Here is a 14,866-nt window from a genome sequence, read left to right on the forward strand (position 1 = left end):
CCGCGTCGTCCGACGAGACGCGACGCGTCCGCCGCAACGTACTGGCGGTACAGTGGCCGGAAACCGACGGATGTGGGTGCATCGGGAGAGGAGAGACGACATGACGTATGTGCAGGCACTGCTGGGATTCGCGCTGGTGGCCGGGTCGATGGCCCTGCTGCCGGGATTGGACATGATGATGGTGGTCAACGAGACCATCAATTCGACGCGTCGGCGCGGCATCGCGGCGGCGTGCGGCATCTCGTTCGGCGTGCTCGCGTGGGCGGTGGCCGCGGCGGTCGGGCTCGCCGCAATCATCAACGCGTTCCCGCTCGCCTATGACGCGATCAGGCTGCTCGGCGGCCTGTACCTGTTCTATCTGGCGTTCAGTCTCGTCCGCAGGCCGAAGGCCGGCAAGGGCGGGGAACCGGAAATGGCTGAGCCGGCCGAACCGGCGGCGGCCGTCGCGACCGCGGGTGCCGGACGCGGCCCGCTCGCCTCCCCCATCGTCTCCTCGTTCGTGCGCGGCTTCCTCACCGATCTGTTCAATCCGAAGATCGGTGTGTTCTACATCGCCGTCATCCCCCAGTTCCTCGTGCCGGGCGTCGACCATCTGCGGATGGGCGTCTCGCTGGGGCTCATCCACTTCGTCGAGAGCATGCTGGTGCTCGTCACGCTCGCCTGCATGGCCGCGTTCTTCGCCGGCAGGCTCAAGTCGGGCCGTTCGCGCCGCATCCTGAGTCTGGTGTCCGCGGGCATCATGGCCGTGCTGGGCGGCGTGACCGTCACCGAAGCGATCCGCAGCCGTCTCGCCGCCTGAGTGGGTCCGTCCGGCCATTCGGCGTCGATGCCATCGGTGACGGCAGCACCCGCCGCGGGCTCAGCGGCCGAGCAGGCTGGAGATCTGGCCGATGACGTCGCCGGGCAGACCGGCCTGTTCGGCGATCGAGCCGAGGCCGAGGTTCGTGCCCTGCTCCTGGATCATGCCGGCCACGTTTCCGATCTGGTCGGCGGAGATGTGCTCCTCGGCCAGTGCGGTCAGGTCGCCGAGCTGTTCCGCGTTGAGATGGTCGCCGGCGATCTGCGCGATCTCGCCGAGCTGGCCGGCGTCGAACTGCTCGGTCACAGCCGCCGGCAGGTCGCCGATCGCACTCAGGTCGACGCCGCCGACGAACTGTTCGGCGATGTTGCCGACGGCGCCGTTCGCCGCGTCGCCGACCGTATCGCCCAGCACGCCGCCCACGATGTTCCTGATGCCGTCGAACAGTCCCATGTCACGCCCCTTCGTCGATGATCGTCCGTTGTCGACCACTGTACAGGACGATGATGTCGCGAGAGCTTCCGACTCCCGTGAGCTTGCTCATACGGCGAGGGGAACGGGACCGCTCCCGGCTCAGTCGGCGGTGTGGAGATTGATGGTCATCTTCTCGTCGTCGGGGAAGTAGTGCACGGATAGATCGGAACCGTTCGAGCCCTTCATCGACGCATAGTTGTCACCTTCGCCGTCAGCGGTGAAGCCCTTCTGCTTGCACTGTTCGACGTAGGCGGCGAACTGGTCGTGCGTGGTGCCGTAGACGCTGTATCCGACGCTCGTGTCGCTCACCGAACCGCCGATGATCGTCGATTCGGGCTTGGGCAGGGTCTTGGTGAGCTTGTCGTCGCCCCACTGGTTCGCCTTGCTTTCGGCCTTGTCGAGTGTGGTCTTCTTGTTGACGAAGTCGTAGGTGGCTTTGCCGATTGTGTTCGTGCCCTTCAGGTAGGCGACGGACATCGTGTCCGGTTCCATGAGCGGTGTGAAGTCGCCGATGGCCTTCCACCCGCCGATCGTGCATTCGCCGTTCTCGCTGGTCGCGCCCGGCTTGACGATGAGGTTGCTCGTGCATTTGAGCGGTTCGGTCTTGAGCTCCTCGTAGTCGGAGTCCTCGATCATCGTCACGGCCTGCCGCAGGTCGGCGAACGCCGCCTGCCGCTGGTCGTCGGTCACATCGCTTTTCTGCCGGTAGTTGAGTGAGACGGCGACGATGGTGACGTTCGTGCCGTTCGTGAACGACATCATGTCCTGACGCTGGTTGTCGACGGGCGTCGACGCGACGCTCGTCTCGAGCTTGGAGAGGTCCAGCGGCTTCGCCACCGGTGACGCCGAGCCGCCGGACGCGCCATTCGATCCGGTGCCCGTCGGACCGCCGCAACCGGCAAGCATCATCGCCGCCGCCATCACGCAGGCCACGCCGCCCGCGATCTTCCGTTCCATACGCATGTCGTGCTCCTTGTTCTCTCGTTCGACACGTTGTTCACGGGCCATTATCGGGAGGATCACGTGGGACGGCATCAGTTGGCGACTGAATCGGCGGGAAAAAGGATGTGCGAAGACGATGAGGTCCCCTTCCTGACGGAAGGGGACCTCATCGTTATGGGGAAGGCCGGTCGCAGGTCTCACTCTGACGAGGGGGCCGGAGACCGCCTAGCCTAGCGTGTTCAGCGCTCGGAGGCCTCCTCAGTGGCGGCCTCGCCTTCGCGCTCGACGCGAATCTTGTGGCCGTCGGCCTGGGAGACGCCGTAGTAGGCGGCCACGGCGATGTCCTTCATATCGTTGATCAGCGGGATGCGCGGGTTGGCCGGCGTGCACTGGTCCTCGTAGGCGCGCATGCCGATCTGGTCGAGGACGCTCCAGAAGTAGTCCTCGTCCACGCCGCACTCCTGGAAGCTCTTGTTCATGCCGAGCTTGTTGTCGCGGTAGTCCTCGACGGCCTTCGCCAGGTTCTCGACGGCCTCGGCCGGGGTCTTGCCCGGATCGATGCCGAGGTTGATCGCGATGTCGCGGTAGCGCTCGTCGGCGATGTACTTGTTGTACTTCGGCCACGAGGTCGGCTCCTGGGGCACCTGACCGTTGTAGCGGATCACGTACGGCAGCAGGATGGAGTTGGTGCGGCCGTGCGCGATGTGGCACAGGGCGCCGATCGTGTGGGCCATGCCGTGGCACATGCCGAGGAACGCGGAGCCGAACGCCATGCCGGCCATGGTGGCGGCGTTGTGCATCTTCTCCTGCGCGTTGGTCTTCTCCAGGCCCGGCTCGCCGTTGACGGACTCGGCCAGGTTGTCCCAGATCAGCTTGGCGGCGTGCAGGGCCATGCCGTCGGTGAAGTCGTTCGCGTACACGGACACGTACGCCTCGAAGCTGTGGGTCAGGGCGTCGAAGCCGGCGTCGGAGGCGAGCTTGCGCGGCTGGGTGCGGGCCAGGACCGGATCCACAATCGCGACGGACGGGGTGAGCGCATAGTCGGTGATCGGGTACTTGTAGCCGGTCTTGTGGTCGGTGATGACCGCGAACGGCGTGACCTCGGAGCCGGTGCCGGAGGAGGTCGGGATGCACACGAGCTTGGCCTTCTTGCCCAGCGGCGGGATCTTGAACGCGCGCTTGCGGATGTCGAAGAACTTCTCGCGCACGTCGGAGAAGCTGATCTCCGGGTGCTCGTAGAGCAGCCACATGATCTTGGAGGCGTCCATCGGGGAGCCGCCGCCGACCGCGATGATCGTGTCCGGCTCGAACTCCTCGCGCATCATCTCGGCGCCCTTCTCGACGGTCTCGACCGACGGCTCCGGCTCGACGTAGTCGATGATGCGGAAGGTGACGCGGTTGGAGCGGGCGCGCAGCTGGTCGATGATCTTGTCGACGATGCCGAGCTGCTCCATGACCTTGTCGCACACGATGACGGCCTTCTCGATGCCGTACATGTCGCGCAGGTACTTGATCGCGTTCGGCTCGAAGTACGTCTTGGCCGGGATCTTGAACCACTGCATGTTGTTGTTCCTCCGAGCGATGCGCTTGATGTTGATCAGGTTCACGGCCTGCACGTTGCCGGACACCGAGTTGCCGCCGTAGGAGCCGCAGCCCAGGGTCAGCGACGGGGCGATCGCATTGTAGATGTCGCCGATGCCGCCCAGAGAGCTCGGCTGGTTCCAGATGATGCGGCAGGCGTGCATGCGCAGGCCGTACTCGCGCACCAGATCCTGGTTGTTGGTGTGGATGGCGGCGGTGTGGCCGGCACCCAGCTTGAGCATCTTCTCGCACATGTCGAAGGCCTGGTCCTTGTTATCGGCCTTGAGCACGGCCTGCACCGGGGCGAGCTTCTCGTGGGTCAGCGGCTCGTCGTCGGAGACCTCCTTGCACTCGGCGCACAGGATGGTGGCGTCCTCCGGAATCTCGAAGCCGGCGGCCTTGGCGATGTACTGCGGGGACTTGCCCGGCACCACGGAGTTGAGCTTCGGGGTCTGGCCGGAGCCGGCGGTGCAGCCGAACATGTACTGCTCGAGCTTGGCCTTCTCTTCCGCGTTCACGAAGTAGGCCTTGCGGCGCTTGAGCTCCTTGACGAGCGGCGCGTACACGTCCTTGTGGGCGATGATGGCCTGCTCGGTGGCGCAGATCATGCCGTAGTCGAAGTGCTTGGACAGCACCAGGTCGTTCGCGGCGCGCACGATGTCCACGTCGGTGTCGACGTAGGCCGGGGCGTTGCCGGCGCCGACGCCGAGGGCCGGCTTGCCGGAGGAGTACGCGGCCTTGACCATGCCCGGACCGCCGGTCGCCAGGATCGTGGCGATGCCGTCGTGCTTCATCAGCGCGCCGGTCGCCTCGATGGACGGGTGCTCGATCCACTGGATGCAGTCGGCGGGGGCGCCGGCTTCGATGGCCGCGTCGCGCACGATCTTCGCGGCGGCGACGGAGCACTTCTGCGCGCCCGGGTGGAAGCCGAAGATGATCGGGCAGCGGGTCTTCAGCGCGAGCAGCGACTTGAAGATCGCGGTGGAGGTCGGGTTGGTGACCGGGGTGACGCCGGCGACCACGCCGACCGGCTCGGCTACCTCGTCGATGCCCATCACGTCGTCCTCGCGGATGATGCCGACGGTCTTCTGACCGGCCATGTAGTTGGTCACGTGCTCGCACGCGAAGATGTTCTTCGTGGCCTTGTCCTCCACGAGACCACGGCCGGTCTCGTCCACGGCCATCTTCGCCAGCACGAGGTGCTTGTTCAGCGCGGCCACGGAGGCCTTCGCCACGATGTGGTCGACCTGCTTCTGGTCGAGCTTCTCGAACTCGGCAAGGGCCTTGAGGCCCTTGGCGACGAGCGCGTCGACCTCCGCCTGCGCGGCGGCCTGCTTCTCCTCCGGGCTCGGCTTGGTGGGAGCCTCGGTCTTCTTTGCTTCTGCCATGAATCCTCCTCGATGTGCGTTAAGCAAAACTCGTGTTCTGTAATCTCCCGCCGCTGGGGCGGACAACGTTCGGCCGGTCCGACTTCATGTCGTTCTCTGTGGCCTGCGTCACAATATAACGAATTGGTCAACGACCTGCATGCGCACAAAATCGACGGCGTTTCGCGTGCGAATATGGGCGTTTTATGTAATGTTTTGTGCGATAAGGCGAACAAAAGCGCTCAAATGCCGGAAATTTGGTGCTTTTTGTTCACTTTTTGATGAAAATCACAGCCGCCCCACACGCCCCACTGCCTCACTTTTTAAAAGTGGTTTTCTAAAAGCCGTCCCCTAAGACTAGAATACATAAACCCACTTCGCAAAAATCAACCGCCCACATCCGCGTCATTGCGCCACTATACGCGCGCCACGCCCGACAATATGCAAAATCACTTTTATAAAAGTACACTATCAGCACAAGCATACTGTCGGTATTGCATCCAACGGAGGTCTCGCATGAAGGCAATGCCATCGACGGCGGTGAAGGCACACAACCGCATCGCCATGACCCAATACCTGTACCATCACGAACACGTCACCAAGCAGGAGATCGAACGCGAGCTCGGACTGAGCCTGCCCACCATCACCCAGAACCTGCGGGCGCTGGAGCAGGACGGCATCATCCGCCAGGGCGAACTGCAGCAGTCCACCGGCGGACGCAAGGCCCGCGGCTACGAGTTCAACCCGGACCATCGCACCGCCATCGGCGTGGCCATGCGCTCGAACGAGGTGCGCATGTGCGCGGTCGATCTCAACGGCACCGTCGTCGAACATCTCGAACGCACGCTCCCCTACCGCAACGCCAACGTGTACTACCAGCGCGTCGGCGCCATCATCGAGAACTTCGCGGCGGAGGTGGAGAAGAAGCACGGGCCGGTGCTCGGCGTCTCCTTCTCCGTCCAGGGCATCGTCAGCCACGCCGGCGACCGGATCATCTTCGGCAACATCATGCGCAACACGGGACTCACGCTCGACACGATCACGCAGTCCATCCACCGCCCGTGCATGATGATCCACGATTCCGACGCGTCTGCGATGGCCGAACTCTGGTTCGACCATTCGCTCACCGACGCCGTATGCGTCTACCTCGAACGGCGGCCGGGCGGCGCGGTGATCGTGAACGGCAAACTCTACCAAGGGCCGAACATGTGCAACGGCGCCATCGAGCATATGACGCTCGTACCGAACGGCCGCGAATGCTACTGCGGCAACCGCGGCTGCATGGACCCGTATTGCTCGCCCGAATCGCTGCCCGAAGACTACGAGTCCATCCCCGGCTTCTTCAGCGTGCTCGAACAAGGCGAGCGCCACCACCGCGAGCGCATGGACGAGTGGCTCGACTACGTGGCGCAGGCGATCGTCAACGCGCGTTCGGTCATCGCCGGCGACGTGATCGTCGGCGGCGAGGCCTCCCAGTATCTGGAGGATTCCGACATCGAGGACCTGAAGCGCCGGGTCATCGAACGCAGCCCGTTCGGCACCGAACGGTTCACGCTGCGCCGCAGCTACCAGGCAGAGAACCAGACGATCATCGGCGCGGCCCTGCGCTACGTGGAGACCTATCTGGCCGAGATCTGCGGGGAATAGCCTCGAAGACCGTTGCAACGCATGAGCCCCGAACCTGCGGGAAACCGCGGGGTCGGGGCTCGTTCATGCGTCATGCGGTCAGGCCCGGGTGAGGACCTCGGCGAGCGCCTGGATCACCGGCTGCGGCATGTGCGAGTCGAATTCGCGGCTCTCGTCCACGCCGTGCATGTCCTCGATCGTGTGGAGCGCCGGCAGCGCGTCCCTGCCGAGCTCCTTGACCATCGCGTAGGCGGTCTCCTTGGTGAGGTAGAGCATCTGCGCGTCCTTGAGTACGGCGAACGCGTCCTCGACCACGGTGTCGCCGGCGACCGGCAGACCGGCGACGAACGTCACCGTGAGACCGTCCGTCGCAGCCACGCCGGAGACCTTCACGACCGCGCTCAGCGTCGCCGCGTCGTAGGAGACGTCGGCGGCGACCGTGCGGCCGTCGGACGTGACGGTCACGTTCGCGCCACCGTCACCGACCGCCGACGCGTCGACGCCGCGAAGGACGATCGTCCAGTCGCGCGTCTCGGGCACGACGTCGGCGGCGCCGGCGACCGGCGCGACGGTGAACGTCGCTGCCGTCGCGGCACCGTCCGTCTCGCCCAGATGCAGCGACAGTGCGGTCGACGCCCAGCGCACGGACGCTTCGGGCGCGCCGTCGTCCTCCCACAGCGTGAACGACCCGCTCGCGCCCGGGAAGGCGACCACGCGCAGGGACTGCGGGTTCGCGACCGAGTTGAGCGGTTCACCGGCCCTCTCCTCCTGCAACGGGACGATGGCGCCGGCCTTCGCGAACACGGGGATGCGGTCGAGGCCGCGCCACGCCTCGATGCGACGGCCGTTCGCCGGGCGCGATGCGTAGCGGCGCCCGTCGAAGAAGTCGAACCACGTGCCCTGCGGCAGCCACACGTCGGCCTTCGCGCGCTGCACGCTCTTCTCGGCCGGGGCGACGATCGGCGCGACGAGCAGTTCGGTGCCGAAGCGGAACTCGTCGACGAGCTTGTACGCGTCGCGGATCTCCGGCCAGTCCCAGTAGAGCGGCTGGACGAGCGGCTCGCCCTCGTAGGCGGCGCGGCGGTTCATCGTGTACAGGTACGGGATCATCGCGTGGCGCAGGCGCAGCGCGGCGGTCATCGCGGCGGCCACGTCGCCGTGGAAGTTCCACGGCTCCTTGCCGTTGAACGGCGAGTCGGTGGAGTGCAGGCGGTTGATCGGGCTGAACGCGCCGAACTGGTACCAGCGCGCCTCCAGCTCCTCGTCGCGGTAGCCGAACATGTGGCCGCCGATGTCGTGGCTCCACCAGCCGTAGCCGATGTTGGAGGCGGTGGCGGTGAATTCGGGCTGGAACTTCAGGGACTCCCAGTTGACGACCGTATCGCCGGAGAAGCCGATCGGATAGCGGTGCGAGCCGGGGCCGGCGTAACGGGAGAAGGTGAGCGGGCGCGGGTTGCGCGCGGCGTAGTCGCTGCCGTCGGCGCGCGCCGAGTCGAGGTAGTGCAGGTGGTTGAGGCCCCACAGCGGGTCGAGGCCGGGCTGGCGGGTGGTGCCGCCCTGCTGCCAGTCGAGCCACCAGAAGTCGACGCCCTCGTCCTCCATCGGATGGTGGAGCTTGTCGAAGTAGGCCTCCATGAACTTCGGATCGGTGAGGTCGAACTGCACGGCCTCCTCGGTCTTCGGGTCGATGCCCATCGCCTCGGCGAGTTCCGGGTAACGTTCCTCGAACGCGCGCACGCCGTCCTTCGGGTGCACGTTGAGCGTGATCTTCATGCCCTGCTCGTGCAGCCACGCCATGAAGCGCTTCGGATCGGGGAAGAAGTCCTTGTTCCACGTGTAGCCGGTCCAGCCGGAACCGTACTTCGGGTCGACGTCGTCGACGAGATGCCAGTCCATGTCGACCACGGCGGTGGTGAACGGGATGCCCTCCTTCTCGAACCGTTCGACGAGCGTCATGTACTCGGCCTCGGTGTAGCGGTGGTAGCGGCTCCACCAGTTGCCGAGCGTGAAGCGCGGCAGCAGCGGGGTCGGTCCGGTCAGGCGGTAGAGGTCGTGCACGGCCTCGCGGTAGCGGTGCCCGTAGGCGAACAGGTAGAAGTCGGTGGTGGGCTCCGGCTTCGGCGTCACCCACGTGCCGAACGGGTTCGCCTTGCCGTTGACTTCCGGCGTCTCGCGGATGATGTTCGACTCCGAATCGTCGATGACGGCCCAGCCGTCGGTGCCGTTGACGCCGGGACCGACGGGGATGCGGCCGTTGGCGAAGTCGAGGGTGCGCGCCGTGCCGCCGAGGTTGCGCATCTGATCGTCGCCGTAATGCCACGTGTTGTCGATGGCCTTGACGTTCTTGATGGTGGCATACAGGCCCTCCTTGCTGAACGGGGCCTGATTGTAGGAGATATGGAGCGACGGCGTGTCGATCTCCAGCCATCCGTCGCGTTCGATGACGGTGAACTCCGGTGCGGCGTCCGGGCCGAAGTCGCGGTTGAGCACGGACTGCGTGGCGTCGTCGACGAACCGGCCGGAATCGGACCATTCGAAGCGGATGAGCGACTCGGTGATGACGCCGATGCGCCACCGGTCGCCCTGGATGATGCGGTCCGGGTTCATCGCCGGATGTGCGCCAAGCGTACCGAGCGAGAAGAGATTGCGGTCTACCACGTGAACTCCTTTGTCGTGTGCTGCGTATCGTGATGTCCGATTGGTTGACATCTACGATAATAGCGCTTGCACAATATGAGCCACGCTCAAGAAAACTGCGATATCATTCTGCGGAATATCAATATGTTTCCGCCGTGATTGGATTATCATAGCGCTTGCATACACAACGGCGTGCATGCATTACACTTCCCCTCAACAGCTCACCCACGCGCACGATCCCGTTGCTGAGATGACGTGAGCGACGCACATCAGGATGCATGCGCGTGACGGTACTGCGACGGTGTCACGCCGGTCTCGTCGCGGAACCGGCGGTTGAAGTTGGAGGCGTTGTCATAGCCGCTCATCCGTTGGATACGTGCGATCGGCAGATCGGTGCAGGTCAGCAGGCGGCAGGCGCGCCCCACGCGCAGGCGACGGACGAAATCGGCGAAACCGATGCCGGCCACCCGTTTGAAGAAGCGGGAAAAGGTCGATACGCTCATCGAGGCCGCTTCGGCGGCATCCGACAGCGTGACCGTATCGAGATGCGACGAAATATAGGCGATGGCGACGTTGACGTCGTCCTCGGCACCGAAGGCGACCTGCGGATTGTATCCCGGGGTCACCACGGTGCGAACCTCATCCGCCGGCGCCTGTTGGAACACCGTGAGGATGGCGATGAGGTCGGCCACGCGCCGCGCCGCGTCATGCTCCCCCATCGTCTCCAGCAGGCCTCCCGCCTCGTGCGCGGAGTCTCCCGACAGGACGAGTGCATGCGACGCGCGACGCACCACCTGCTCGAACCCGGCGGTCTCGGGGAACGCCGACGCCAGCAATCGCAGCGTCTGCGGGCGGACATGGCACAGCACGTCACGATGGGCGAGCCGTTCGCCGGGGATGATGTCCGACAGCCAGTTATGAGGCAGGTTCGAGCCGATCATCGCCACATGCCCCGCCTCGAACGGCATGAGTCCGTCCCCGGCCATGAGCTGTCCGCTTCCCTCACGGATCAGGTGGATTTCGATCTGCGGATGGTAGTGCCATCGGGCCAACGCGCTCGGATACCCGTGGCTCGACCAGCGTATGGCGGCGTCCCCATCGGGGACGATCACCTCCAGCGATCCAGCATCCGAGTATGGGATCATGCCGGCGTCACGCGCATCCATCGCCAACCTCCTCGTCGATTCCTCCACGATACCGCACCGTCCGCCGCCCGATGTCCGGCCTCCGATCGTTCACCGGCTCCCGTCGACGGATACCACCGGGCATCGGAAAACGACGTGACGACCGTCCGAGGAACACCGGAAATGCCGATGCGCGCCGGCGGCGGAAAAAGGGAATCCCGCCGGCCCGTCATCGATTATTCATGGTGCCCCTCGGACGGCCGTCACGCCGCCGTCGGACGGTCACCTGTCAACCGCGCGATCAGTCGCGGTCGACGGTGATCTGCAGCTTGATGTCACCCGGACGACCCTCGTCCATACGGTCGAAGGCTGCCTTGGCGTCCTTCATCGCGAAGGTGTCGGTGATGAAGGGCTTGAGGTTGAGCCTGCCGCTGGCGACCAAATCGATGGCCTTCTGGTACACGTTGGCGTAGCGGAAGACGTTCTCGATACGCACTTCGGTGGCCTGCAGCTCGGTGATGTCAATCGACACCGGATCGACCGGGATGCCGACGAGCACCGCGCAGCCGCCGGGGGCGATGAGCTTCCAGAACGTCTCGTAGGCCTTCGGTGCGCCGGAGCATTCGAACGCCACGTCGGCACCCCAGCCGCCGGTCTCCTCGCGGACCCGCTCGACGAGATCCTCCTTCGTCAGATCGACCGGGATGACGCCCGGAATCTGGCCGATGATGCCAAGCTTGACGGCGGAGACGTCGGAGACGAGCACCTTGGAGGCGCCGCCGGCGAGCGCGGCGGAAGCGGTGAGCATGCCCACCGTGCCCGATCCGGTCACGACGCACACGTCGCCGGGCTTGATACGCGCCTTGGTGGCGGCCCACATGCCCACGGCGGTAGGCTCGAGCAGCGCGCCCTCGCCGAAGCTCATGTTGTCGGGCAGGTGGTAGGTGAACGCGGCCGGGTGGATGACCTCTTCGCACAGGCAACCGTCGATCGGCGGGGTGGCGAAGAAGCGCACGGCCGGGTCGACGTTGTACATGCCCAGTCGGCTGGCGCGCGAAGTCATGTCGGGGATGCCGGGTTCGAGGGCGACGCGGTCGCCGGGCTTGAAATCGGTGACGCCGGGGCCGACTTCGAGCACGGTGCCCGCGGCCTCATGACCGAGAATCATCGGCTGTTCGACGACGTACTTGCCGACGCGTCCGTGCGTGTAGTAGTGCAGGTCGGAGCCGCACACGCCCACGGTATGCGGCGCGATGCGCAGTTCGCCGGGACCGGGCGCCTGGACGTCCGGGACCTCGCGCACGTTGATGACGCCCTGCTTCTCGAGAACGACTGCCTTCATGATGATGCTCCTTTGATTGGATGGTTGTTGATGGTTGTTGGTTGATATGGATGGGAAAGACGGATCAGACCACGGCCGAGGACTGCGAGGCCATCGCCGGCATCGTCTCCGTGGACACGCTCCGATCGATGCGACGACCTTTCTCATCGAAACCGGGTTGCTTCGGTCGAATCCACAGGGAGACGACCGATCCGCCGATGTAGCAGATCGCGTACGCCCAGCACACGCCGGCGAACCCGACCGTCTCCAGCAGCACGGTGGCGATGAACGGACCGCAGAAGGTCGTCAGACCGGAGGCGAGGTTGTGCGCGGAGACCGCGGCCCCCTTGTGCTCGGGCTCCAGCGCGGGGAACACCGCACCCATCGGCACGAAGGCGGAGATACCCATGCCGAGCACCACCGCGCACAGGTACATGAGCGGCAGGTTGCGGCCGAAGAACTGGGGCACGTAGTACATGGCGAGCGTGCCGAGGGCGGAGAGCCAGCATCCCCACCAACGCATCTGGCGCATCCAGCCGAACCGGTCGCCCATACGACCCCAGAACACGTTGCCGAACACGGTGACGACGAAGAGCAGCCCCCAGATGGTGGACCATTCGGTGACCTTGAACCATGCGCCGCCGCCGTTGGTATGCGTGGCGAGGTACAGCGGCATGATGACCGGGAATCCGTAGAGGGTGAGGTTGCAGATCACGCGCAGCACGGCGGCGAAGGCGATCTGGCGGTTCTCCTTGAGGATGGTGACGCCGCGGGAGAGTTCACGCAGCTTGTCGGCGGTGCTCATCGCGTCGAGATCGGCATTGCGTGTCTTCGGCACGAACCACAGGCAAATGAGCAGACCGGCAATCGAGAACGGCAGCGACACCCACAGCGAGTAGTATTCGCCGATCACCGGCGTGATGAACGCGGGCAGGTAAGCACCGAACACGCCGATGCCGAAGGAGTACGAGGTCCAGAACCATCCCATGGCCGAGGCCAGTTTGCTCGGGTCCACGGTCTGTGCGAGCAGTACCACGTAGCTGTAGATGAACAGCGGGTAGCCCATGCCGCGCAGCATGTACGACACCAGCATCAGCGGATAGATGTGGCTCGGCAACGCCACACCGATGAACACCAGGTGCAGAGCGATCCACGAGACCGCGCCGACCAGCATGATGCGCTTGGCGCCGAACATCTCCGCAAGCACTCCGGACGACCATCCGGCCAACGCCGCGACCAGACCATACATGGTGAACAGCATCGATGCCTGCGACGAGCTGAATCCCTGATCCACGACATACTTCGACAGGAACGTCAGCTCGAAGCCGTCTCCCGTCATGAACACCGCGATCGCCAGGAACCCCGGCAGCAGTGTTCTCATCAATCCCCGAGCCACGTTGTCTCCTTACCTGAACTTCGTTGTCTTTATCGCTCCTCGTTGAAGCGTTAATACAATTCTCCCGTGAGAAACACTGGTGTTTCCTCGCATTAGATGGCAAGAATTGATACTTTTTTGCACTCCGCATGGATGCTCAGCAATTCCAGAACGGATACCCCGCCTCACAGGACGTCGACCGAAGAACCGCGAAACACGCATTTTACAAAGTGACTTTACAGAGGTCGGTGCATGGGATTATGCTGGGCGGCGATGGACGGAGATACCGCCCACATGCGCCGCAGGCGCACCAACGAAAGGACATCATCATGATGAACGGAAAGAAGTTCATGGCGGCCGTTATGCGTGGTTTCGAGGCCAGCGGCATGAACGCCCTCGCCCAGGCCGGCTACAGCGAGGCCACCACCAAGGCATTCGAAGCCATCGAAAACCGCTGAACAGCAACAGCCTAAGAACGATACAGCAGCGGCATGGATGGCATGAGCCGTCTTCCTGCCGCGCGTCGCGCATCGATAGGATGCATCGCCTTCGATGCCGAACATGATCGCCCAACGGTCATGTCGATAAATCAGATGCTCCAACAGGATCGGACAACGGCGTCCCCTCTCTCTTTGTTTCCCCCGAATCCCCGTGAGGCCTATGTGCTGACCACCGCGATCGCCCTGGGCCGTATCGCCAGCCCCGCCCGATAGCGTCTCCTCCCGTTGGCTTCTTCGTCGGCGGTGGTGTCCGTTGTTTCCTTCCGCCGGCGGGAGGTGGCGCGTAGCGCCGGAGGGTGGTTTCGTGTCCGCGTGTGTGGTGTCGGTGGGTGGCTGGCGGGTTCGTTCCCGTCGCGTGTGTCCGTTGTTTTCTCCCGCTGGCGGGAGGTGGCGTGTGGCGTCGGTGGGTGGTTTCACGCGCGTGTGGTGTCGTGGCGGGTGTTTCCCCGTCCCCGTGTGTTTGGGTCTGGGTATGACGGGGTCCCGGGGGCGTGTGGCTTGTCCGGGGTCCGGGTATGGGTGGACCCCGGGAGCGTGTTGCTCGACCGGGGTCCTGTTCTCGTTGTGGTGCGGCGGCGTGCTACTCTCCCACACCCTGTCGGGTGCAGTACCATCGCCGTGCCAGGTCTTAGCTTCCGGGTTCGGAATGGGTCCGGGCGTCTCCCCTGGGCCATGACCGCCGCAAATCTTCAATTGTGGGACCCGCCCCGCTCGGGGTCGTTCCCTAGCTGGTGGTTCGGGGACCGGATGGTGGACGCTTGTTGATCGTGTTTCGTGGTCACGGACCGTTGTTCCGTGTCGCGTGTTTTCGCGCAGTCTTCGCTGTGGTGATGCTCTCCCACCCCTGGGGGTGGGGTTGTGTGTCGCGCTTCCCCGTTAGTACCGGTCGGCTCCACCCCTCGCGGGGCTTCCACGTCCGGCCTATCGACCACGTGTTCTACATGGGGGGTCACGGCTCCGAAGAGCCAGGGAATACTTATCTTGGAGCGGGCTTCCCGCTTAGATGCTTTCAGCGGTTATCCCTTCCGAACGCAGCCAACCGGCGGTGCCACTGGCGTGACAACCGGCGTACCGGAGGTTCGTCCACCCAGGTCCTCTCGTACTATGGGCAGGTCTCCTC

At 64.6% G+C, this 14,866-nt stretch carries 10 protein-coding genes and 2 rRNA genes; 3 read left to right on the forward strand and 9 right to left on the reverse strand.

Going from position 1 to position 14,866, the window contains the following annotated elements:
• The first annotated feature begins 100 nt into the window (after positions 1 to 100).
• Complete coding sequence (locus AC1AYR_RS06170; RefSeq protein WP_034529613.1) at positions 101 to 799, forward strand: LysE family translocator; 699 nt, start codon at positions 101 to 103, stop codon at positions 797 to 799.
• Between the two features lie 60 nt (positions 800 to 859).
• On the opposite strand, the gene AC1AYR_RS06175 is transcribed toward AC1AYR_RS06170, so the two are convergent.
• The 3 genes from AC1AYR_RS06175 to adhE form a co-directional block, all read right to left on the reverse strand.
• Positions 860 to 1,252 carry a hypothetical protein gene (locus AC1AYR_RS06175; protein ID WP_238567680.1) on the reverse strand — a complete coding sequence of 131 codons (393 nt, stop codon included), beginning with the start codon at positions 1,250 to 1,252 and terminating at the stop codon, positions 860 to 862.
• Positions 1,253 to 1,372: 120 nt separating this feature from the next.
• Positions 1,373 to 2,236, reverse strand: coding sequence for a DUF6591 domain-containing protein (locus AC1AYR_RS06180; RefSeq protein ID WP_476511953.1), 864 nt, complete (start codon positions 2,234 to 2,236; stop codon positions 1,373 to 1,375).
• A 218-nt stretch (positions 2,237 to 2,454) separates the two neighbouring features.
• Complete coding sequence (gene adhE, locus AC1AYR_RS06185; protein ID WP_476511954.1) at positions 2,455 to 5,184, reverse strand: bifunctional acetaldehyde-CoA/alcohol dehydrogenase; 2,730 nt, start codon at positions 5,182 to 5,184, stop codon at positions 2,455 to 2,457.
• Between the two features lie 495 nt (positions 5,185 to 5,679).
• Between adhE and AC1AYR_RS06190 the strand changes: the two genes are divergently transcribed.
• Positions 5,680 to 6,810 (forward strand): ROK family transcriptional regulator, encoded by a 1,131-nt coding sequence (locus AC1AYR_RS06190; protein ID WP_476511955.1) that lies wholly within the window; start codon positions 5,680 to 5,682, stop codon positions 6,808 to 6,810.
• Between the two features lie 78 nt (positions 6,811 to 6,888).
• Here AC1AYR_RS06190 and AC1AYR_RS06195 read toward each other — a convergent pair whose 3' ends face one another.
• The 4 genes from AC1AYR_RS06195 to AC1AYR_RS06210 all read right to left on the reverse strand — a co-directional run bounded on the left by AC1AYR_RS06195 (position 6,889) and on the right by AC1AYR_RS06210 (position 13,267).
• A complete protein-coding gene (locus AC1AYR_RS06195) occupies positions 6,889 to 9,396 on the reverse strand; it encodes a TIM-barrel domain-containing protein (RefSeq protein WP_476511959.1) in 2,508 nt (835 codons plus the stop codon).
• A gap of 299 nt (positions 9,397 to 9,695) precedes the next feature.
• A complete protein-coding gene (locus AC1AYR_RS06200; RefSeq protein WP_476503014.1) occupies positions 9,696 to 10,592 on the reverse strand; it encodes an AraC family transcriptional regulator in 897 nt (298 codons plus the stop codon).
• Between the two features lie 259 nt (positions 10,593 to 10,851).
• The gene (locus AC1AYR_RS06205) at positions 10,852 to 11,892 is read right to left on the reverse strand and encodes an NAD(P)-dependent alcohol dehydrogenase (protein ID WP_034529630.1); all 1,041 of its coding nucleotides are present in this window, start codon (positions 11,890 to 11,892) and stop codon (positions 10,852 to 10,854) included.
• Between the two features lie 64 nt (positions 11,893 to 11,956).
• A complete protein-coding gene (locus AC1AYR_RS06210) occupies positions 11,957 to 13,267 on the reverse strand; it encodes an MFS transporter (protein WP_101621810.1) in 1,311 nt (436 codons plus the stop codon).
• Positions 13,268 to 13,575: 308 nt separating this feature from the next.
• On the opposite strand from AC1AYR_RS06210, the gene AC1AYR_RS06215 reads away from it, so the two are divergent.
• A complete protein-coding gene (locus AC1AYR_RS06215; RefSeq protein ID WP_274518544.1) occupies positions 13,576 to 13,704 on the forward strand; it encodes a hypothetical protein in 129 nt (42 codons plus the stop codon).
• 609 nt (positions 13,705 to 14,313) lie between these two features.
• Here the strand turns inward: AC1AYR_RS06215 and rrf are convergent.
• A 5S ribosomal RNA gene (rrf, locus tag AC1AYR_RS06220) occupies positions 14,314 to 14,430 on the reverse strand.
• A 172-nt stretch (positions 14,431 to 14,602) separates the two neighbouring features.
• A 23S ribosomal RNA gene (locus AC1AYR_RS06225) occupies positions 14,603 to 14,866 on the reverse strand; the annotation flags it as partial.

The organism is Bifidobacterium sp. LH_417, from assembly GCF_056357035.1.